The sequence below is a fragment of the Roseococcus sp. SDR genome (genome assembly GCF_019083995.1).
GTDB lineage: Bacteria > Pseudomonadota > Alphaproteobacteria > Acetobacterales > Acetobacteraceae > Roseococcus.
This window is the reverse complement of record NZ_JAHRCU010000026.1, coordinates 32,538-53,166: the sequence shown is the minus strand read 5'-3', so window position 1 is coordinate 53,166 and position 20,629 is coordinate 32,538. Positions and strand designations below refer to the sequence as shown.

Genomic DNA, 20,629 nt, shown 5'->3' with positions numbered 1-20,629 from the left:
GCCGGGGCGGCGCTGGCGGGCGCGGGCGCGGCATTGCCGGGCGCGGTTGCCGGGGCCTGGGGCGCGCGCGGCGCGCCGGGACGCACGGGCGCGGTCGGCGCGCGCAACGTCGTGCCCGTGGCACCCGGGCCCGGGGTGCGCTTCTTCACGACCTCGACCTGGACGACCTTGCTGCGGCCATGGCTGAAGCTCTGGCGGACGCTCCCCGCATCCACCGTCTTGCCCATCTCGAGCCGGCCTGCCGGGCGGAGGCTCAGTCGGCTCTTCGCCGCATCCTGTTCGTTCTGGTCGCTCATTCGTCGTTCCGAACTCAATCCTTCAGCCTCGATCCGCCGCGAAGCCGGCCAAGCGTGCCGCCTCCGCCTGCAGCGAGGAAACCATCCGACCCGGGGAAACCGCGACATGCACCGCGCGGTCCCGCCCAAATACTCCACCCAACTCCGCGGCCGTCAGCGGCGTCAGGACCGGGAAGTCCAACCCATCGGTTCTGCCACCGACCAGCCGGCTCCTCTCGGCGGGGCTGCCATCCGAGGCCTGGATGAGCAACGCCACCTTGTCATGACGGAGCCAGTCCAGGACCGCTTCCCGCCCCGCCACCGCCTCGCCGCTGCGCCGCGCGAATCCCAGGAAGTCGAGGATCCGCTGGCGCAGGCCAGAAACGATCAGGGCGTGAAGATCGCCAGGAACCCCGACGGACCCCCGGGCGGCCTTGGCAAAGGCGCCCTGCTTGAGCGCTTTGCGCAACACATCATCCTGCGCGACCAACCATAGGCCCCTGCCCGGCAAACGTCCACCCGGATCGGGCACCACCTCACGCATGGGGCCGATGACGAAACGCAGCATCTGCTCCTTCGGCAGGGTCTGCCGGGTGACGATGCAGCGCCGCAGCGGACCCCGCTCGCGGGCGATGGAATCGTCCGGCAGGGTGTCGTCCGGGGCGAGGGCGGGGTCAGCCGGCAGCTTGGCCGTCCCCTTCCTCGTCGAACCAATGGGCACGCGCGGCCATGATGACGGCATTGGCCGTCTCCTCATCCATGGTCTCGGCGCCGAAGATCTCGACCAGCTCGTCGCCGGCCAGGTCCGCCAGGTCGTCCAGCGTCTTCACGCCGGCCTCGCCCAGCTGCACCAGCATGGCGGGGGTGAAGGTGCCGATCTCGGCGATCGCGTCCTCCACGCCCAGTTCGACACGGCGGGTCTCGAACTCGGCGTCCTTGGCCTCCAGGAAGGCCAGGCCGCGGCGCTTCAGCTCGGCCGCGATGGCTTCGTCGAAGCCCTCGATGCCGGCCAGCTCCTCGTCATCCACCTCGATGATCTCCTCGATGGTGGAGTAGCCCTCGGTCACCAGCAGGCCGGCGATCACGTCGTCCACGTCCAGCGCCTCGACGAAGAGGCCGCTGCGCTTGCGGAAGTCCTCCTGGCGGCGCTCGCTCTCGCCAGCCTCGGTCATGATGTCGATGTCGTAGCGCGTGAGCTGCGAGGCGAGGCGGACGTTCTGGCCACGACGGCCGATGGCGAGCGAGAGCTGCTCATCCGGCACCACGACCTCGACGCGCTTGCTTTCATCATCCAGCAGCACCTTGGCCACCTCGGCCGGGGCCATGGCGTTCACGATGAAGGTCGCGATGTCCGGGCTCCAGGGGATGATGTCGATCTTCTCGCCCTGGAGTTCCGCCACCACGGCCTGCACGCGGCTGCCGCGCATGCCGACGCAGGCGCCGACGGGGTCGATGCTGGAATCGCGGCTGATCACCGCCATCTTGGCGCGGCTGCCAGGGTCGCGCGCCACGGCCTTGATCTCGATGATGCCGTCGTAGATTTCCGGCACTTCCTGGGCGAAGAGCTTGGCCAGGAAGCCCGGATGGGTGCGGCTGAGGAAGATCTGCGGGCCGCGCGGCTCCTCGCGCACATCGTAGATATAGGCGCGCACGCGGTCGCCATTCTTGAAGGCCTCGCGCGGGATGGTCTCGTCGCGGCGCAGCAGCGCCTCGGCCTTGCCCAGCTCGACCATGAGGTTGCCGTATTCGGTGCGCTTGACCGTGCCGTTGATGATCTCGCCCACGCGATCCTTGTATTCGTCGTACTGCTTCTTGCGCTCCACCTCGCGGACGCGCTGCACGATCACCTGCTTGGCGGTCTGCGCGGCGATGCGGCCGAAATCGATGGGCGGCAGCGGGTCCACGATGAATTCGCCGACCGTGATGCCGGGCTTCACCTTGACGGCGATGCGCAGCGGGATCTGCGTGTCCTCGTTCTCGACCGGCTCCTGCTCCACCACCTCGGTCCAGCGGGAGAGGCGGACCTCACCGGTCTTGCGGTCGATGGTGGCGCGGATGTCCTTCTCCAGGCCGTATTTCTGCTTGCCCGCCTTGCCCATGGCGAGCTCCATGGCCTCGAGAACCTCTTCCTTCTCGATCATCTTCTCGCGGGCGACGGCTTCGGCCACCTGCAGGAATTCCGGGCGGGGGATCGCAACATCCATGGCCATGGTTCAGTTCCCTTGGTCCGCCGCCGGAGCGGCATTGGTTTTGGCCGCGGATGCGGCCTTGGTCTGCGCTGCCGTGGCAGCGATGAGTTCGTCGGTCAGCACCAGCTTGGCGCGGCGCATCTGGTCGCGCGGCAGGGCCACTTCCGGCCCTTCGTCGAGGCGCAGGCGACCGATTTCGGCATCGGCACCCAGGACGACGCCCCGGAAGCGCTTGCGGCCCTCGATGGGGATCAGCATCTCCACCGTCGCCACATGGCCGGCATAGAGGTTCCAGTCCTTCGCGCGCGTCAGCGGGCGGTCGATGCCGGGGGAGGAGATTTCCAGCATCCATTCGGCCTTGATCGGGTCCGCCACGTCCAGCACGGCGCCCACGGCGTGGCTGATCTCGGTGCAGTCCTCGACCGTGAAGGGCGCGCCATCGGCACGGTCCGCCATGATCTGCACGGTCGGCTTTTCCTTGCCGCTCACCTGCACGCGGACGAGCTCATAGCCCATGTGCTCGATGGTCGGCGCCACCAGATCGGCGATGCGGGCGTCGAGCCCTTCGTGGCGTGGTCTCTCGATGGTCAAATGCGGGCCTATGAAACGCCAAGAGGGCGGCCCCGGAAGGCCACCCACCTCTTGATGAAGTTGGTTTGGAAGACCCCTGTTATGGCGCGGCGGGGCCCTCGATGCAAGTCTTCAGAATTCGATGCGGATGCCGCTCTCCCGCAGGAAGTCCCGCCAGAAGACGCCGCTCTCCCGCACGAACTGCGCGAAGCCGGCCGGGCCCAGCGCCAGCAGGTCCACCCCCAGCGCCTCGAAGCGCGGCTTCGCCTCCTCGCTGGTGATGGCGGCCAGGATGACCTCGCTGAGCTGCGAGACCAGCGGCGCCGGGGTCACGATGGGTGCGCCGATGCCGAACCAGGCATCAATCACCGTCCCCGGCATGCCGCTCTCGATCAGGGTGGGCAAATCGGGAAGGCCGGCAAAGCGCGTGGGCGAGGTCACGGCCAGGGCACGCAGCTGACCGCCACGGATCAGCGGCAAGGTCGCCGCCAGGGAGTCCGAGCCGAAGAGCACCTGGCCGCCGATGATGTCCGCCATCGCGGCCCCGCTGCCGCGATAGGGCACGTGGGTGCCCGTCACGCGCGCCTTGTGCAGCACGATCTCCGAGGCGAGATGGGTGATGGTGCCGGCGCCGGAGGAGGCGAAGGTGCCATGCGCGCCGGGCTGGCGCAGCCGCTCGATCAATTCGCCCAGCGTCTTGGGCGCGGCCGCCGTATTGGCCGTGACGACCACATAGAAGCTGCGGCCGATGCCCACCACGGGCGCGAAGTCGCGCTCGAAGCTGTAGCCCGCGCGCGGGTTCAGCGCCGGGTTCACCAGGAAGGTGCTGGTCGTACCCAAGGTCAGCGTATAGCCGTCCGGCGCCGCGCGGGCGCCCTGCTCCGTGCCGGTGATGCCGCCGCCGCCGGGCCGGTTCTCGACCACGATGGGATGCGGCAGGCGGTTGCGGGTCTCATGCGCCACGATGCGGGCGATGGCGTCGCTGCCCGTCCCCGGCGCGAAGGGCAGGATCAGGCGGATCTGCTGGCGCGGGAAATCCTGGGCCCGCGCAATGGCCGGCAGCGCAAGCAGGGCGGCGGCGACGCGCAGGCGGTTGCGGATGGCGGCTCTCATGCGGACTTCCCCTGTTTCGCGGCCAGCTTGGCCTGGCCCTTGGCCAGCGCCTCCGCCCGGTTGCCATGCTGCCCCGCGCGGCTCGGCAGGGCCAGGGCGAGGCGGGCCGCGATCTCCCGCGCGGCGGTAATCACCGCGCCCGATTCCAGCCCCGTCTCCACGCCGCAGAGTTCCAGCATCTGCGTCAGATCCTCGGTCGGCATGTTGCCGATCGCCTCGGGCGTCGCGACGCCCCCGCCCAGCCCGCAGATCGAGACCTCGAAGCGCGTCACCCCCGCATCCAGCGCGGCCAGCACATTTGCGGCGGCGATGCCGGCCTGGTCATGCACATGGTAGCAGAGCGTCATGCCCTTGTGCCGGTCGAGAATACGCGCGAAGCGGGCGCGCACCGTGGGCGGGTCCTCGAAGCCCAGGCTGCCGGCGAGCATGAGGTCCCGCAGGCCGGCGTCATACAGGCGGGCCACGATGGCCATCACCCGCTCCTCCGGGATCAGCCCGTCCAGCGGGCACCAGAAGGCCATGCCGAGACCGAGCGAGAAGCGCTTGCCCGCGCGCTCGGCGATGCGCAGGGCCAGGATGGCCTGTTCCAGCGCGCCCTCGATCGTCGTGTTCTGGTTCAGCGCCGAATAGGCGACGGAGGCGGTGATGAGGCCCACCATCTCATCCACCCGCGTCGTCGCCGCCCGCTCCGCCCCGCGGGCGTTGGGCACCAGGCCGCGCAGGTTCACGCCGGGCAGGGGCGGCAGGCGCTCCAGCACCTCCTCTGCGTCGCGCAGGTCCGGGATGAAGCGCGGATGGGCGAAGGAGACGGCCTCGATCTCGGTGATTCCGGCCGCGGCGAGGCGCTGGATCAGCCAGAGTTTTTCCTCCGTCGGAACCCAGCGGCCCAAGGATTGCAGACCGTCCCGCGGGCCGACCTCGGTGATGATGGCGCGGGCGGGAAGCTGGATCATGGCGTGATCCCCGCCGCGTGCAGCTCTTCCTCGGTGAAGCCCAGCCGGCCCAGCAGGATCTCCCGATTGTGGGCGCCAGCCGGCGGCCCGGCATGCTGGATTTCGGGCGGCGTGCGGGAGAAGCGGCCGGAGGGCGCCTGCATGCGCATGGGGCCGCCCAATTCCGCATCCTCGACGGAAATGATGGAGCCGCGCGCGGCGATGTGCGGATCCTGCATGATATCCGCCACGCTGTTCACCGGCGCCACCACGGCATCCGATGCCTCCAGCAGCGCGATGAGGTCGGCGCGGTCGAAGCGGCCGATCAGGCGGGACAGCTCCGCATCCAGCGCCTCCACATTCGCGACGCGCCCCGCATTTTCCGCGAAGCGCGGATCGGTGGCCAAGGCGGGCTCGCCCAGCGCGGTGCAGAGCCGCACGAAAGTGCCGTTGGAGGAGGCGCTGAGGCTCACCCAGGCGCCATCCTTGCACTGATAGGTGTTGCGCGGCGCCACCCAGGGCAGGCGCGAGCCCATGCGCTCCTGCACCACGCCCAGCTGGTCATGCTCCACGACGAAAGGCCCCAGCATGGCGAACATCGCCTCATAAAGCGCGAGATCCACCACCTGCCCCTGCCCCGAGGCATCGCGCTCGCGCAGGGCTGCCAGCGCCAGGAAGGCGCCGCAAAGGCCGGAGCTGGCATCCGAAAGCCCGAAGGGCGGCAGCAACGGCGGCCGCCCCGGCTCACCATTGATATAGACGAAGCCGCCATAACCCTCGAGCGCGGTGCCGAAACCCGGCTTGTGCGCGTTCGGCCCCTCCTGCCCGTAGCCCGTGACGCGCAGCATCACGAGGCGCGGGTTGATGGCGCTGAGCACGTCATAGCCCAGCCCCCATTTCTCCATGGTGCCCGGGCGGTAATTCTCGACGATCAGATCGGCGTCGCGCACCAGGCGCTTCACCGTCTCCACGCCCATCGGCGTGCGGAAATCCGCCGTGACCGAGAGCTTGTTGCGGTTCACCACCTTGTAATAGAGCGCGATATCATCCCGCCGCCGGCCCCAGTTGCGGAACTCATCGCCCCCGTTCGGCCGCTCCAGCTTGATCACCTCGGCGCCCATGTCGGCCAGGTGCATGGAGACGGTGGGCGCAGCCAGGAAATTCGAGGCATCGATCACGCGCAGGCCGGCGAGAGGCCCTTTTTTCTGGCTCATGCGCCCTCCTTGTCCGGACAATTCTCCCGCGAAGGAGGAACGAGGTCAATGCGCCACCCGACATGAAAAGGGGCGCGTCGCCATGGCGACGCGCCCCCGATGGTTCGGCTCCCGGGTCTGGGCTCAGGTGAAGACCCAGTCCTGCGCGGCCACCGCCCCGCTGATCTGGATGACCTCCACCGTCGCGCCATCGGCCGAGGTGATCTGCCACTCGTTTCCACCGAGGGAAACGAAGCTGGCGCCAGCCGCGAAGCTGCCATAGCCGGAGAAGATCAGGCGATCGCCGATGCCGGCGCCATTGCCGGTGAAGTCCGAGATCTGGTCGCCATTCGCCTCGCCACGCCGGAAGAGGAAGCTGTCATTGCCGCCGCCGCCCGTCAGAAGATCCGCACCCAGGCCGCCATCCAGGGCATCGTTGCCCTCGCCGCCAAGCAGCGTGTCCTGCCCTGCACCGCCATAGAGCGAGTCATTGCCCACGCCGCCATCCAGCCTATTGGCGCCCGCATTGCCGTCCAGACGGTTGGCCAGGATGTTGCCGGTGCCCGACAGGTCGGCCGAGCCCGCAAGGCTCAGCCGCTGGATTTCGGCCGCCATGCTGTAGCTGACCGAAGCGATCACGCGGTCGTACCCGCCACCCGCCAGCTCCACCACCACATCGCCCGCGTGGTCCACCATGTAGAGGTCGTCACCCGTGCCGCCGACCATGCTGTCAGCGCCCAGGCCGCCATCCAGGACGTCGTTGCCCTCGCCGCCGAGCAGCGTGTCCTGGCCGGCACCGCCATAGAGCGAGTCATTGCCCGCGCCGCCATCCAGCCCATTGGCGCCCGCATTGCCGTCCAGGCGGTTGGCCAGGATATTGCCGGTGCCCGACAGGTCGGCCGAACCCGCAAGGCTGAGCCGCTCGACCTCGGCCGCCATGCTGTGGCTGACGGACGTGATCACGCGGTCATAGCCGCCGCCCGCCAGCTCCACCACCACATCGGCCACGTGATCCACGGTGTAGAGGTCGTCACCCGTGCCGCCGACCATGCTGTCAGCGCCCAGGCCGCCATCCAGGATGTCGTTGCCCTCGCCGCCCAGCAGCGTGTCCTGGCCGGCACCGCCCCGCATGCTGTCATTGCCGCCGCGCGTCGAGATGCTGTCGTCACCGTCCCCGGAATGGACCCGATCACCGGCGCCATGGGTCAGGATGGTCTCACCGGCGGCAGTGCCGACGAAGCTGAAGGCATAGCCCTGGGCGGGGCCGCCCATCTGCACCAGGTCCACCCGCTCGCCCACGGTCACCTGGGCATAGGGCGTCAGCACGGTGTCGCTCCGCGCTGCCACGTCCTGGATGCGCAGGTCACCGGCCTTGCTCGTGTCGAGATTGTCGAAGGCCTTGGCCTCCGTGCCGTGCTGCGCCGCAATGAACTCGGCGAGCGCATCCTGCTCGCTCCCCTTTGTGGCGAAGCCGGCCGCGCCATCGGACAGGCCCGCATGGTTGAGCAGGTTCACCCGGCTGCCCGGCTCGACATAGGCCGGGAAGGGATAGCCGTCGCCACCATCGGCCAGGAAGCTCAGCGTCACCACCTTGATCAGACGGCCGGGGTCACCCTGGAGCACGCCGTTGATCATGATGGTATCGGCGATGCTGCCATCCTCGTTCAGGATGACAAGGTTGCGCACCCGCTCGCCCGTGGTGGTCACCACGCCGCTCGTCGCGTTCACCACCTGCGCCGTGCGGCTCAGGTCATAGGAGAAGGAAACGCCGCCGATCTGCGCGAACTGACCCGGCGTGGCCCCAGGCGCGGTGGCCGCCACGGCGTGCTCGAAGAGGCGCTCCAGGTTCTGCGCCGTGACGGTGACGATGCTCAGCGCGTTATTGAAGCGCAGCGAGTTCTCGATATCGAGCTGGCTGATGCCGCCCTCGGGCTTGCCGGCCGAAGGGTTGGCCAGCGGCGGCAGCTCGCTCGGCACCGGCTGGCCAAGAACGGCGCCGATCTCGGCGCGGATGCCGCCGCCATTCTTCAGGCTGACCATGACGCCCGCATCCACCTGCTTCGCGACGAAGAGGTTGGCATCGGCGGAGAGGTTGCCGAGGTTGGTCTCCTCGGAGCGGACCTCGCTGCGGCGGCCGTCGAGGAAGACCTCGGTGCGGCCAAAGACATTGCCATCCTTGGCGCTGATGACCGCCTGCACCTGGTCCGTGATCTGCCGCACCTCGCCGCCGCGCGTGCCGTCGGCATAGGCATTGTCGGTGCCCCAGAGCGAGGTGACCGTCGCATCGCTGGTGACATAGGCGCCCGAGACCGCCGGATCCACGCCACCCACCCCCAGCGCGCCCGCGCCATCCGGATCGGCGATCAGATCGCCATTGCCGTCAAAGGTGACGACGAGGCGACCGACATAGGAGTACTCGCCCGAGGTGCTGACGATGGCGACGGCCTTGCCGTCCGCCCCCGTGCGGTAGACCGGATAGCCGGCCGAGGCGGTGTCGCCCGCGCGCAGCGCATCCGTGCCATCGGCGAAGATGGCATGGCTGCCGGCGGAGATGATCACGTCCACGCCGCGCAGCAGCGGGGCCAGGGCCAGCTCATTGCTGAACTGCTGCAGGTGGGACAGCAGGATGATCTTGTTGATCCCCTGCGCCGCCATCTGGTCCAGATAGGGCTGCAGGATCGCGGCCAGCTCCGCCATGTTGTCGCGGCCGCCATCGCCATTGGGATCCAGCACGGTGACGCCGTTGACCGTCGAGATCGAGGCCAGGACCTGCGTGGTCAGGCCGAGGATGCCGATGGTCTCGCCGCCCTCGACGATGGTGGTCCAGGGCGCGATCTGCGCATCGGCCGCCTCATTGGCGACGCTCTGATTATCGGCGAGGTCGGCGAGGCCGGTCGCGTAGGATGAGGCCTCGCGCAGCGTGGGCGTGAAGAGCCCGCGCAGCGCGGCGTCGCCCGCGAAGTTCAGGTTGGCCGAGAGATAGGGGAACTGCGCGCCGATATTGGTGATGCGGCCGGCGGGCGTGCCTGCCGTGGTGTTCGCCGTCACATCGATCGCGGCGGCCAGCGCATTGGTGCCAAGGTCGAAATCATGGTTGCCCAGGACCGAGGCCTGGATGCCGATGGCATTGAGGATGGCCATGTCGGTGGCGAAGAAGGCGGAGCTGGTGCCCGAGAGATTTGTCAGCGAGCCGGAGGGCAGGCCCAGCGCCTGCTCCCAATAGGCGCGCAGCACCGGCACCATCGTCGCATCCGTGCCGGCCGCGCCAAAGGGACCGGGGATGAAGTTGTCGCCGCCCGAAAGAGTGATGCTGTTGGCGACCGCATCCTCGAGCTTGTCCACGATCGCGGCGAAGCGGTCGGCGCGGCCGGTGGCGAGCAGGCCCGCCTCGAAGTCGGAGCCGTGCAGGATCTGCAGCGTGTAGTTCGCCTTGGGCGCGGTCGAGAGGTTGAAAACCGTTGTCGTGGTGCTGACCTCGTTCGCGACCGCGAGCCTCGCCGGCTGGCCGCCCGCCGCTGGGATGAAGGCCGAGGTCTCGGGCGCCACGTCGCCGGGCTGGCGCAGCAGGCCCATGAACTCGACATCGGTCGGTCCGTCGATGCGGAAGGCCATGTTGGCATTGGCGCGCTCGAGTCCCACGAAGGCGTAGAGCTGGCCGTCCATCGTGCCGAGGGTGATGTGCTCGGGCTCGGCGCCCTTGTTGTCGGAGCGCGCATCGTCGTAGAGCGCGGGCGCCTGGCTCGCGATGATCTGATCAATCAGCTGGCCGCTGTTCCACACCTGGGTGATGGTGGGCGCGGTCTCGGTGCCGCCCACCTGCCAGATCGAGAAGCTGCGGGCGCCGAAGGCCTGCAGGCGATCGAGATCGCCGTCATTGTCGGTGTCGCCGGCCCAGCGGCTCACATCCAGGCGGCCAAGATCGGCGTCGCCGCGGCGCGACTGGATCTGCGCCAGCAGCGCCACGTCCAGCGCCGGCATTCCGGAGGGCGGCGTATTGCCGGAGGACGGCACGAGGGCCGAGATGCGGACCGCCTCGTTGAAGGCGCCGCCATATTCGCGCGCATCGCCCTCATTGGCCGTGACCAGATAGGTCACGCCATCCTTCACGAAGCTCGCGATCGCGTCCGGCTGGTACATGCCGAAGACCGGCACCTGGCGGATATTGGCGCCACCGTCCCGGTCCGAGGTGTCGATGCCGTTGCCCGCCAGGCTGTGATTGGACAGGCCGAGCGGCAGCACGGACACCCAACCCTCGGCCCCCGGCGTCAGGTTGAAGACGCCGATCGCATTGGCTTCCTGGATCGTCACATAGGCGCGGTTGCCGGCGATCGTGATGTATTCGGGCTCCAGATCCGTCAGCGCCGTGGCCGTGTTGGCCAGGCCGAAGCCATTGGCGATCTTCACGCCCGCGGCCTGAAGCGCAGCGGTGTCGAAGCCACCAAAGCCGTGGAAGGTCGAAGTCCAGCTCGCCACGTCGATCACCGCGAGGCCGCCGGGGGCGTCAGCGGCATAGCCCTGGGTGGGTTCGGCCTCGATGGCCGCCAGCAGGCGCGTGCCATCCGGGGTGAAGGTGATCATGTCGGGCACGACGCCGACCTCGGCGGTGGCGCGCCAGTTCGCCGAATAGGCCCCGGCGGAGCCACTCACCGTGAAGACAGCGACGACGCCGGGCTGCCCCGCCGGGGCGCCATCAAAGGCGATGGCGAGGTTGTTGCCGCTGATGGCGACGGAGTTGCCCGAGCCGAGTGAAGCGGCAGCGCCGCCGCCCGGCACCTGCACGGCGCTCTTCGGGATCGAGAAGGCAAGGGTCCCGGTCACGGCGTCCAGGGCATCAACGCCATTCGCGCCGAGCACATAGAGCAGGCCGCGGGCCGCATCCTGCACGACGACCTCGGCCCCCGAGGCCGCGCCACCGATGAGGCTGGTGTTGTTGAGCGTGAAAGCCGTGTTGGTGGTGATCTGACCGGACATGCGCATCCCCAGGTGAATCCTGGTCCGGTGCCTAGGGGGTTCGCCGGGGCCGATCTTTGCGATCCCGGAGAAGAATTGGTTACCGAATGGTTAATACCTAATGGGTAATACCGAATGGTTCATGCAGCCTGGTCGGTGCATCGGGCGCCGACCACCGCCGCCATGTCCCAGGCGGACCCCTCCCCCCCGAGATCCGCGCTTTCCCTCGCCACGTCCAGGGCCTATGCGAGGGTTCCGGCGCCAGGATCCACCCGCTGCGCCCAAGCCCGTGCAGCGGGCCCACCCTCGTTTTCATCGCGCCTTCGCGTCGCCGGCCCCGCCCGCACGCCTTCGACTGACCAGGATTTCCGAATGCCCTTCCCCGACCTCGCCGGCCCTTTGGCCGCCACCCTGGCCGAACGCGGCTATGCCGAGCCGACCGCCGTGCAGGCCGCCGTGCTGGAGCCCGAGACCGCCGGCCGTGACCTGCTGGTCTCGGCACAGACCGGCTCCGGCAAGACCGTCGCCTATGGCCTCGCCATCGCCCATGATGTGCTGGCCGGCGCCGAGCGGCTCGGCCATTCCGCCACCCCCCTCGCCCTGATCGTGGCACCCACGCGCGAGCTGGCGCTTCAGGTGCAGGTCGAGCTCACCTGGCTCTATGCCAAGGCCGGCGGGCGCATCGTCGCCTGCGTCGGCGGCATGGACCCGATGGCCGAGCGCCGGCAGCTCGCCCATGGCGCGCATATCGTCGTCGGCACGCCCGGCCGCCTGCGCGACCATCTGGAACGCGGCAATCTCCGCCCCCAGACAATTCGCGCCGTGGTGCTGGACGAGGCGGATGAGATGCTCGACCTCGGCTTCCGCGAGGATCTGGAAGCCATCCTCGAAACCATGCCGGCCGAGCGCCGCACGCTGCTCTTCTCCGCCACGGTGCCACGCGGCATCGCGCAGCTCGCCCGCGGCTTCCAGAAGGACGCGCTGCGCATCGCCGCCACCAGCGAGGGCAAGCAGCACAGTGACATCGAATACCGGGCGCTCTCCGTCGCCCCGGGCGAGATGGAGCGCGCGGTGGTGAACACGCTCCGCTTTCTCGACCCACGGACCGCCATCGTCTTCTGCACCACCCGCGCCGCCGTGGCCCGGCTGCACGGCAACCTGGTGGAGCGCGGCTTCTCCGCCGTCGCCCTCTCGGGCGAGCTCTCCCAGGCCGAGCGCACGCGGGCCATGCAGGGCCTGCGCGATGGCCGCGCCCGCGTCTGCGTGGCGACCGACGTGGCCGCGCGCGGGCTCGACCTGCCGGACCTGGCCCTCGTCATCCATGCCGACCTGCCAAATGACCCGGAGACGCTGCTGCACCGCTCCGGCCGCACCGGCCGTGCGGGCAAGAAGGGCATCTCGGCGCTGATCGTCCCGCACAACCGCCGGCGCCTCGCCGAGCGGCTGCTGATGGCCGCCAAGGTTCAGGCCGCCTGGTCCGGCGCGCCGACGGCGGATGAAATCCACGCCAAGGATGGCGAGCGCATCCTCGCCGCTGGCATCGAGATGCTGGAAGCCGAAGCCGACGAGATGGACATGGAGCTGGGCCGCCGCCTGCTCGAAGGCCGCTCGGCCGAGGCCATCGCGGCGGCCCTGGTCAAGCAGCTGCGCGCGCCGCTGCCCGCGCCCGAGGAGCTTGCCGCCGCCCAGGCCCGCCCCGCGCCGCAACCGCGCGGCATGCCGGCGCCGACCGAGGTGGGCGAGGGTGTGTGGTTCCGCATGAATGTGGGCCGCAGCCACGACGCCGATCCGCGCTGGATCCTGCCCTTCCTCTGCCATCGCGGCCATGTGACGCGCGAGGAGATCGGCCGCATCCGCATCCTGGACCGCGAGACGCGCTTCGAGGTGGCGCCCTACGCCGCCAGCCGCTTCGCCCATGCGGCCGCCAAGCCCGGCCGGGATGACGCGCATATCCGCGTCGAGCCCGCCGATGCGCCGGCGGAAGGCCCCGCCCGGCGCGGCCCGCCCTATCCGGGCCCGAAGCGCCCCTACCAGGGCAACAAGCGGCCCGCACCCCGCCGCGGCTGAAGCGGCTCGACATCGCCTCGCGCCTGGCGAGAGAATGGGCTCACGCCGCCGAATACGGCGCTGGGAGGCAAAATCCGTGCATCGCTGGGTCTTCCTGCTGCTCACCTGGCTGATGGCCGCCCTGCCGGCCTCGGCCACGTTGCTGGCGGAGCTCGACACCTCCACGCCGCAGGCCACCGTCGCTTCCTTCCGGGCCGAGGCGCGACGGGTGGAGGCGCTGTTCCTCGCCTATCGCGCCGCCCCCAGCAGGGCGACCGAAGTCGCGCTGACCACGGCCCTGACCCGCGCGGGCCGCGAGCTGTTCGACCTGCGCGATACGCCGCCCGTCACCCGCATCAAGCATGGCGCCATGGCCTTCGGCCTGATGGCGGACATCCTGCATCGCCTGCCGGAGCTGGACGCGAACACCCCGCCGGTGGACCCGCAAGCGACCCGCTGGGCCATCCCCGGCACCGAAATCCGGCTCGTCCGCCTCCCCGATGGACCGGCCGGGCGGCACTGGGTCTTCTCGGCCGAGACGCTGACGCATCTGCCGGAATTCCGCGCCGCCCTCGGCAATGCGCCGGTGCTGGCGCCGGTCACCATCACCGATTGGACGGAGTTCCGCCGGAACTTCACCGGCCCGCTGCTGACCAGGCTGCACCTCGCGAGCCTGCCCGGCCCGCTGCAATGGGACCTGCTGGGATCGCCCGCCTGGAAGGTGCTGCTGACGGCGCTCGTGCTGGCGGTGGTGGCGTCCATCGGGTTCGTCGTGCTGCGTGCCGCGCGGCGCCACGCCAAGGGCATGCCGCCCTGGCGACGGCACCTGGTGATGCTGCTGGTGGCCGGCCTTTTCGTCCTGCTGCTGGACTGGGCCTATGTCTTCATCACCTGGCAGATCGTGCTGGTCGGCGGCATTTCCGATGTCGGCCTGCTCTTTACCAACTTCGCCATCTACCTCGCCGCCGCCTGGGCCGCCTGGTCGGCCTGCTGGCTGGTGGCGGAGGCGATCATCGCGGCCCCCAATTTCCCCGAGCGCGTCTATGACGCGAATCTGCTGCGCCTGCTGGCCCGCGTCTGCTCGCTGCTCGCGGCCGCCACACTGATCGTGCTGGGCGCCAATGAGGCCGGCGTGCCGATGCTCGGCCTTCTGGCCGGCGTCAGCATCGGCGGCCTGGCGCTCGCGCTCGCCGCGCAGGCCACGGTCGAGAACCTTCTCGGCGGCATCTCCATCTTCGCCGACCGCCCCTTCCGCGTGGGCGACACCATCGCCTTCGGCACGGCGCGCGGCGTGGTGGTCTCGGTCGGGCCGCGCTCCAGCCAGATCCGCGCGCCGGACGGCTCCGTCACCAGCGTCCCCAATGCCGATCTCGCGAAGGTCCATGTGACCAACCTCTCGGCGCGGGACCGCTGGATCTTCCAGCACAGGCTGCGGGTGCCGCGTGAGATGCCCGCCGCGCGCGTGGAGGCGCTGGTGGAGGCGCTGCGTGCCCGCCTCGCGGCCGAGCCACTGGTTGAGACCGCGCCCGGATGGCCGCGCGTGCATGTGGCCGGCATCGGCCGGGCCAATCTCTCGATCCAGATCACGGCGCAGATCCTGACGCAGGACGAGGCGGTCTTCCTCGCCGTGCAGCAGGCGCTGATCCTGGATGCGCTGCAGGCGGTGGAAGCGGCGCAGCGGGAGTGAGGGGCCAGGAAGCCACGCCCCGAACAGGAAGAATCCGCGCGCAAGGCGCGCGGCGCCGCCAAACCGGCCTCATGGTCCAGGGCACCAGTGGCGCGGCGAAGCCAAGGGCCGCGGACGCGGCCCGCCCGGCGTCTGAGGGCGCCAAAAACTAATCCGCGAAATCCGGCTGTTCCTTCATCAGCTGCCGCTTGATGCTCTCCAGATGCAGCCAGGCGCTCTCGCGATCGCCCTCGCGCATCTGCGCATAGGTCGCCTCCGCCACGTCCTTCGGCACCGGCTTCAGCACGCGCCCCGTGGTCATGGCCAGGCGCTGCACCTCGGCCGCGCGTTCCAGGTAGTAGAGGTCGTCCCAGGCCTCGGCGATGCTCGGGCCCACCACCATCACGCCATGGTTCTTCATGAAGACGATGTCGGCATCGCCGAGTGCCGCGGCGATCCGGTCGCCCTCGCGCTCATCCAGGGCGAGGCCGTTGTAATCCTCGTCCACCAGGGTGCGGCCGTAGAACTTGAGCGCCGTCTGCCCGGCCCAGACCAGCGGCGGGCCCTCCAGCATGGCGAGCGCGGTCGCATTGGGCATGTGGGTGTGGAAGGCGGCCTTGGCGCGCGGATGCTTCAGGTGCAGCCGCGCATGGATGTAGAAGGCCGTCGCTTCCGGCACGCCCTTGCCGGCCACCACCCGCCCCTCGAAATCGCAGATGACGAGGTTGGAGGCGGTGACTTCCGCGAAGGCATGGCCATAGGGGTTCACCAGCATCAGGTCGTCCCGCCCGGGCACGACGAAGGAGAAGTGGTTGCAGATCCCCTCCTGCAGGCCGAGCTTCGCCGCCATGCGGAAGCAGGCGGCGAGGTCCACGCGCGCCTGGCGCACCTCGGGCCGGTCAAGGTCGGAATTGCGCAGCAGCGCGGGCGAGGCGGGGGCGGTGTCGAGAGCGTGTGCCATGTCCCATCAGTTGCAGGAGAGGGCGCGACGGGCAAGGCTCCCCCCATGATGCTCCGCCGCGCCATCCGCACCGAGACCGGAAATGGTGGCCAGGTGGCCGCACGGCTGCGCGCTAGCGAGGCGGTGGATGTGGTGCTGAACGCCGGCCCCGCGCTGGATGCGCTGATCCGTGACGGCTTCGCGGTCGCAGCCACACGGCGTGAGATGGGGCGAATGCGCCTCGCTCTCGCCATCCGCCGCGGCGCGCCGGTGCCTCCGCTGCAAAGCGAGGCGGAGTTGGCCGCCATCCTCCGCGCCGCCACCAGCATCGGGCTCAGCGACGGCGCGGCGGGGGCCACCAGCGGGCGGCATGTCACGGCGCTGCTGGATCGCCTCGGCGCCACCGCGCCGCGCATCCCCTTCGCGCGCGGGCTGGCCGCCGTGCAGGCGGTGGCGCGGGGCAAGGTCGGCCTCGTCATCACCCAGGCCAGCGAAATCCTGGCCGAACCGGGCGCGACCCTGGTGGCGCCGCTCCCCGAGAGTGCGCAGCTCATCACCCCCTACGTCGCCGCCGTCGCGACCCGCGCCGCCGACCCCGAGGGCGCGGCCGCCTTCATGGCCTTCGCGGCCGGCGACGGGGCGGCGTTCTTCCGCGCCGCCGGTTTCGCCGTGGGCTGACTTCCAAGCGCGCAGCGCAACGTTTAGCCTCCGCACCAAATCACGGTTCAGGGAGGCAACCATGTCCGCATTTCAACGCCGCGCGCTGCTGGCCGGCGCCGGCTTCGCCATCATCGGCACGGCAACCGCGCAGGCGCGCACCGTTCTCCGCCTCGGCTGGACGACGAGCGACGGCGCGCAGGACCCCTATGCCATGGGCGCGCGCGCCTTCAAGGAGGAGGCCGAGCGCCGCTCCAACGGCCGGCTCGACGTGCAGCTCTTCCCCAACCGCGCGCTGGGCGATGAGCGCCCGATGCTGGACGGCATGCGCCTCGGCACGGTGGATATGGGCATCATCACCAATGCCGTGATCGCGCAGATCGAACCCGCCTTCCAGATCAACGACATGCCTTTCCTGTTTGCCAATGAGGCGCAGGCGCAGCGCGGGCTGGACGGCGCCATGGGCCGCAGCCTGGCGCAGCGGCTGGAGACGCGCGGCGTGGTGGCGCTGGGCTATATGGAGGGCGGCTTCCGCCAGATGATCAACAATGTCCGCCCCATCGTGAATCCGGCGGATGTGCGCGGCGTGAAGTTCCGCGTGCTGCAAAGCCCGATCTATATCGGCCTGTTCAACGCGCTGGGCGGCACCGCCGTGCCGATGGCCTGGGGCGAAACCTTCACCGCCGTGCAGCAGGGCGCGGTGGACGGGCTTGAGATCCCGCTCGCGGTGATCGAGGCCAGCCGGTACAACGAGGTGACGAAGTATCTCTCGCTGACCAACCACATCTACTCGATGATCGGCCTGCTCAGTGCCAAGCGCAGCTTCGACCGCCTGCCCGAGGATCTCCGCACCGTGGTGCGCGAGGCCGCGGCGGCCGCCACCGCCACGCAGCGCGCCGCCTCGCTCGCCAATGCGCGCACCATTACGGAGAGCCTGCGCGGCAAGGGGATGACGGTGAACGCCGTGGCCGACCCGGCCGCCTTCCGCCAGGCCGTGCTGCCCATGTATGAGAGCTTCCGCGGCGCCATCGGCGCGGACATCGTGCAGGAAGCCCTGGCGGCCTCGCGCTGATGCGGGCCATCGCGGCCGGATTGGCGGGGCTGGCGGCGCTGCTGCGCTGGAGCCTCATCCTCGCCACCGCCGCGATGCTCGGCCTCATCTTCCTCCAGGTCATCATGCGCTACGGCTTCGCGCGCGTGCCGCCCTGGACGGAGGAATTGGCCGTGCTGGCCTTCTCCTGGGCCACCATGGGCGGCGTGGCGCTCGGCGTGCGGGAGGGCTTCCATGTCCGCCTGACGCTGCTGAGCGACCGGCTCCCGCCCCGCCTCGGCGCCGCCTGGGAGGTGGTGGTGAACCTGCTCACGGCCGGCTTCGGCGCCTATCTCGCCTGGTCTGGCATGCGCTTCCTCGACATCACGTCGGGCAGCACCTCGGCCGCCATGGAATATCCCATCGAATTGCTGAACGGCATGGCGCCGCTGGCGGGCGGGCTGGTCTGCCTCTTCGCGCTGGGCCGCATCGTCACCCCGCCGCCACCCCCCGCCGCGATGGCCGAGGCATGAGCGTCTCCCTGCTGCTGACGGCGGGCTTCGCCGGCCTCGTCATCCTTGCCGTGCCCTTCGCGATCGCCATCGGGCTGGTGACGATGGGCTCGCTCATCACCGCCGATATCGAGCCCGCCTTCCTGGCGCAGCAGCTCATCGCCGGCTCGCAATCCTTCAGCCTGCTGGCCATCCCGCTCTTCATGCTGGCGGGCGAGATCATGTCGGCCGGCGGGCTTTCGCAGCGCCTGGTGGAGGTCGCTTCCACGCTGGTGCGGCATCGCACGGGCGGGCTTGCCATCGTGACAGTGCTGGCGGCGCTGGTGTTTTCCGCCATCTCCGGCTCGGCGCCCGCCACCACGGCGGCGATCGGCGCCATCATGATCCCGGCCATGGTGAAAGCGGGCTATGACAAGGCCTTCGCCGCCTCCATCGCTGTCAGTGCCGGCGTGCTGGGGCCGCTCATTCCGCCCTCCATCGCCTTCGTCATCTGGGGCATCGTGGCCGAGCAATCCATCGGGCGCCTGTTCCTCTCGGGCGTGATCCCGGGCTTCGCCATCGCGGCGGGGCTGATCGTGCTCTGCTGGGTGCATGCGCGCCGCAACGCGGTCCCCACCCTGCCGCCGGCGAGCTGGGCCGAGGTGCGTCAGGCGGTCTCGGCCGGGAAATGGGCGCTGCTCTCGCCCGTCTTCGTCCTGGGCGGCATCTATGGCGGCGTCTTCACGCCGACCGAGGCGGCGGCCATGTCCTGCGTCTATGCGCTGGTGGTGGGCTTCCTCTTCGAGCGCAAGCTGACGCTGAAGGCGCTGCCCGAGCTCCTCCTCCGCTCGGCGCGGACGAGCGCGATGGTGACGGCCATCATCGCCGTCTCGGCCGGCTTCGGCGTGCTGGTGGCGCAGGAGCGGATCGCGGTGGATTTCGCGGCCTGGATGGCCGAGAGCCTGGGCAGCAAATGGCTGGCACTCGCCGCCCTCAACCTCGCCTTCTTCCTGCTGGCGGCGGTGATGGACGAGATCGCGATCATGGTCGTCCTCGGCCCCATGCTCATCGCCATCGCCACGCGCTTCGGCGTGGACCCGGTGCATTTCGGCGCCATCATCGTGACCAATGTGGCGATCGGCATGGCGGCGCCGCCCATCGGCTATTGCCTCTTCGTCGGCATGGCGATCAGCGGGCTTTCGCTGGCGCGCATCTCGCGCGCCATCTGGCCGCAGATCCTCATCATGCTCGTGGTGCTGATGCTGACCACTTATATTCCCAGCTTCGCCCTGCTGTTGCAGCCGCGCTGACGGGTCTATCCTCCGGGCCATGAGCACCAATCAAAAAATCAATGGTCCCCGCCTGTGGGACACCCTCATGGCCATGGCCGAAATCGGCGCGACACCCAAGGGCGGCGTGAAGCGCCTGACCCTCACCGAGGTGGACAAGGCCGGCCGCCAGCGCTTCACGCAATGGTGCGAGCAACTCGGCCTCACCATGCGCGTGGACGCAATGGGCAACATGTTCGCCCGCCGTGAGGGCCGCGACCCGAAGCGCCTGCCGGTCCTGATGGGCAGCCACCTGGACAGCCAGCCGACGGGCGGCAAGTTCGACGGCGCGCTGGGCGTGATCGCGGGGCTTGAGGTCATGCGCTCGCTGAATGACCTCAACATCACCACCGAGGCGCCAATCGAGCTGGTGAACTGGACCGATGAGGAAGGCAGCCGCTTCGGCCATTCGCTGATGGGCAGCGGCGTCTGGGCCGGCATCTATGACCAGGCCAAGACCTATGCGCTGAAGGATCTGGACGGCGTGACCGTCAGCGAGGCGCTGGATTCCATCGGCTACAAAGGCACCCACCCCGCGGCCCCCTTCCCGGCCGATTCCTATTTCGAGCTGCATATCGAGCAGGGGCCCTTCCTGGAGCGCGAAGGCAAGCTGATCGGCATCGTCACAGGCGCACAGGCGCAGGTCTGGTACGACGCGGTGATCACCGGCCAGGACGCGCATGCCGGCACCACGCCGCCCTCGACGCGCAAGGACGCGCTGGTGGCCGCCGCCCGCGTGATCGCGCGCGTGGATGAGATGATGCGCGCCCGCGGCGATGACGGCCGCGGCACGGTGGGGCGGCTTCAGGTCTTCCCCAACAGCTGCAACGTCGTCCCGGGCGAGGTGCGCTTCAGCATCGAGTTCCGCCACCCCGACAGCGCCGAGATCCAGGGCATCGCGCAATCCTTCCCGGCGGAAGCGAAGGCCCTGGTGGCGGAGAGCGGCTGCGCGCTGGAGCTGAAGGAGCTCTTCGTGATCGAGGCCCAGCCCTTCGACGCGGATTGCGTGGATCTGGTGCGCCAGGCGGCCGCGCGCCTGGGTTACCCGGCGCGGGAGATCATCTCGGGCGCCGGGCATGACGCGGTCTATGTCGCGCGCCGGATGCCGACGGCGATGATCTTCACCCCCTGCAAGGATGGCCTCAGCCACAATGAGGCGGAGAGCATCCTGCCGGAGGAGGCTGAGGCCGGCTGCCAGGTGCTGTTCGAGGCGGTGGTGGCGCGCGCCAACCGCTGAACCAGCCGCGCT

Annotated in this window: 16 protein-coding genes; 7 read left to right on the top strand and 9 right to left on the bottom strand. The window is 69.6% G+C overall.

The genetic code is table 11. From position 1 onward, the window contains the following. The 8 genes from KTR66_RS21885 to KTR66_RS21850 form a co-directional block, all read right to left on the bottom strand. The coding region (locus KTR66_RS21885; RefSeq protein ID WP_213616452.1) for a translation initiation factor IF-2 associated domain-containing protein at positions 1-296 on the bottom strand (296 nt) is incomplete at its 3' end. Between the two features lie 22 nt (positions 297-318). After that, positions 319-996 (bottom strand): RNA-binding protein, encoded by a 678-nt coding sequence (locus KTR66_RS21880; RefSeq protein ID WP_371819194.1) that lies wholly within the window; start codon positions 994-996, stop codon positions 319-321. Next, the gene (gene nusA, locus KTR66_RS21875; RefSeq protein ID WP_213616460.1) at positions 950-2,479 is read right to left on the bottom strand and encodes a transcription termination factor NusA; all 1,530 of its coding nucleotides are present in this window, start codon (positions 2,477-2,479) and stop codon (positions 950-952) included. The genes KTR66_RS21880 and nusA overlap by 47 nt, the downstream gene beginning before the upstream one ends. A gap of 9 nt (positions 2,480-2,488) precedes the next feature. Next, on the bottom strand, positions 2,489-3,055 hold the full coding sequence (rimP, locus tag KTR66_RS21870) for a ribosome maturation factor RimP (RefSeq protein WP_213616448.1): 567 nt from the start codon (positions 3,053-3,055) through the stop codon (positions 2,489-2,491). Between the two features lie 111 nt (positions 3,056-3,166). Then, on the bottom strand, positions 3,167-4,147 hold the full coding sequence (locus tag KTR66_RS21865; protein ID WP_213616446.1) for a tripartite tricarboxylate transporter substrate binding protein: 981 nt from the start codon (positions 4,145-4,147) through the stop codon (positions 3,167-3,169). Next, the gene (locus KTR66_RS21860) at positions 4,144-5,100 is read right to left on the bottom strand and encodes a hydroxymethylglutaryl-CoA lyase (protein WP_213616435.1); all 957 of its coding nucleotides are present in this window, start codon (positions 5,098-5,100) and stop codon (positions 4,144-4,146) included. The genes KTR66_RS21865 and KTR66_RS21860 overlap by 4 nt, the downstream gene beginning before the upstream one ends. Continuing rightward, entirely contained in the window at positions 5,097-6,293 is a 1,197-nt protein-coding gene (locus KTR66_RS21855; RefSeq protein ID WP_213616433.1) for a CaiB/BaiF CoA-transferase family protein, read from the bottom strand. Before KTR66_RS21855 ends, KTR66_RS21860 begins: the two co-directional genes overlap by 4 nt. Before the next feature lie 123 nt (positions 6,294-6,416). Next, positions 6,417-11,243, bottom strand: a complete 4,827-nt coding sequence (locus KTR66_RS21850) for a choice-of-anchor I family protein (protein ID WP_213616431.1) — start codon at positions 11,241-11,243, stop codon at positions 6,417-6,419. Between the two features lie 351 nt (positions 11,244-11,594). Between KTR66_RS21850 and KTR66_RS21845 the strand changes: the two genes are divergently transcribed. Both KTR66_RS21845 and KTR66_RS25350 read left to right on the top strand, forming a co-directional pair. Continuing rightward, positions 11,595-13,289: a DEAD/DEAH box helicase gene (locus KTR66_RS21845; protein ID WP_213616429.1), complete on the top strand. Its 1,695-nt coding sequence runs from the start codon at positions 11,595-11,597 to the stop codon at positions 13,287-13,289. Between the two features lie 76 nt (positions 13,290-13,365). Then, positions 13,366-14,955 (top strand): mechanosensitive ion channel domain-containing protein, encoded by a 1,590-nt coding sequence (locus tag KTR66_RS25350; protein ID WP_213616427.1) that lies wholly within the window; start codon positions 13,366-13,368, stop codon positions 14,953-14,955. 148 nt (positions 14,956-15,103) lie between these two features. Here the strand turns inward: KTR66_RS25350 and KTR66_RS21835 are convergent, their stop codons facing one another. Continuing rightward, positions 15,104-15,895 carry an aldolase gene (locus KTR66_RS21835; protein WP_213616425.1) on the bottom strand — a complete coding sequence of 264 codons (792 nt, stop codon included), beginning with the start codon at positions 15,893-15,895 and terminating at the stop codon, positions 15,104-15,106. A gap of 45 nt (positions 15,896-15,940) precedes the next feature. Between KTR66_RS21835 and KTR66_RS21830 the strand changes: the two genes are divergently transcribed. From KTR66_RS21830 to KTR66_RS21810, 5 genes are all read left to right on the top strand, one after another. After that, positions 15,941-16,552, top strand: coding sequence for a substrate-binding domain-containing protein (locus tag KTR66_RS21830; protein WP_213616423.1), 612 nt, complete (start codon positions 15,941-15,943; stop codon positions 16,550-16,552). Positions 16,553-16,613: 61 nt separating this feature from the next. Next, complete coding sequence (locus KTR66_RS21825; protein WP_213616421.1) at positions 16,614-17,603, top strand: TRAP transporter substrate-binding protein; 990 nt, start codon at positions 16,614-16,616, stop codon at positions 17,601-17,603. Continuing rightward, entirely contained in the window at positions 17,603-18,094 is a 492-nt protein-coding gene (locus tag KTR66_RS21820; protein WP_213616419.1) for a TRAP transporter small permease, read from the top strand. Before KTR66_RS21825 ends, KTR66_RS21820 begins: the two co-directional genes overlap by 1 nt. After that, a complete protein-coding gene (locus tag KTR66_RS21815) occupies positions 18,091-19,362 on the top strand; it encodes a TRAP transporter large permease (protein ID WP_213616417.1) in 1,272 nt (423 codons plus the stop codon). Before KTR66_RS21820 ends, KTR66_RS21815 begins: the two co-directional genes overlap by 4 nt. A gap of 19 nt (positions 19,363-19,381) precedes the next feature. Continuing rightward, positions 19,382-20,617: a Zn-dependent hydrolase gene (locus KTR66_RS21810; protein WP_213616415.1), complete on the top strand. Its 1,236-nt coding sequence runs from the start codon at positions 19,382-19,384 to the stop codon at positions 20,615-20,617. The last annotated feature ends 12 nt before the right edge of the window (positions 20,618-20,629 follow it).

What these genes read in the sequence shown, in the direction of transcription:
- nusA (WP_213616460.1), bottom strand. Translation starts at nt 2,479, where the DNA reads ATGGATGTTGCGATCCCCCGCCCGGAATTCCTGCAGGTGGCCGAAGCC.
- KTR66_RS21865 (WP_213616446.1), bottom strand. Translation starts at nt 4,147, where the DNA reads ATGAGAGCCGCCATCCGCAACCGCCTGCGCGTCGCCGCCGCCCTGCTT.
- KTR66_RS21860 (WP_213616435.1), bottom strand. Translation starts at nt 5,100, where the DNA reads ATGATCCAGCTTCCCGCCCGCGCCATCATCACCGAGGTCGGCCCGCGG.
- KTR66_RS21855 (WP_213616433.1), bottom strand. Translation starts at nt 6,293, where the DNA reads ATGAGCCAGAAAAAAGGGCCTCTCGCCGGCCTGCGCGTGATCGATGCC.
- KTR66_RS21850 (WP_213616431.1), bottom strand. Translation starts at nt 11,243, where the DNA reads ATGTCCGGTCAGATCACCACCAACACGGCTTTCACGCTCAACAACACC.
- KTR66_RS21845 (WP_213616429.1), top strand. Translation starts at nt 11,595, where the DNA reads ATGCCCTTCCCCGACCTCGCCGGCCCTTTGGCCGCCACCCTGGCCGAA.
- KTR66_RS21835 (WP_213616425.1), bottom strand. Translation starts at nt 15,895, where the DNA reads ATGGCACACGCTCTCGACACCGCCCCCGCCTCGCCCGCGCTGCTGCGC.
- KTR66_RS21830 (WP_213616423.1), top strand. Translation starts at nt 15,941, where the DNA reads ATGATGCTCCGCCGCGCCATCCGCACCGAGACCGGAAATGGTGGCCAG.
- KTR66_RS21825 (WP_213616421.1), top strand. Translation starts at nt 16,614, where the DNA reads ATGTCCGCATTTCAACGCCGCGCGCTGCTGGCCGGCGCCGGCTTCGCC.
- KTR66_RS21820 (WP_213616419.1), top strand. Translation starts at nt 17,603, where the DNA reads ATGCGGGCCATCGCGGCCGGATTGGCGGGGCTGGCGGCGCTGCTGCGC.
- KTR66_RS21815 (WP_213616417.1), top strand. Translation starts at nt 18,091, where the DNA reads ATGAGCGTCTCCCTGCTGCTGACGGCGGGCTTCGCCGGCCTCGTCATC.
- KTR66_RS21810 (WP_213616415.1), top strand. Translation starts at nt 19,382, where the DNA reads ATGAGCACCAATCAAAAAATCAATGGTCCCCGCCTGTGGGACACCCTC.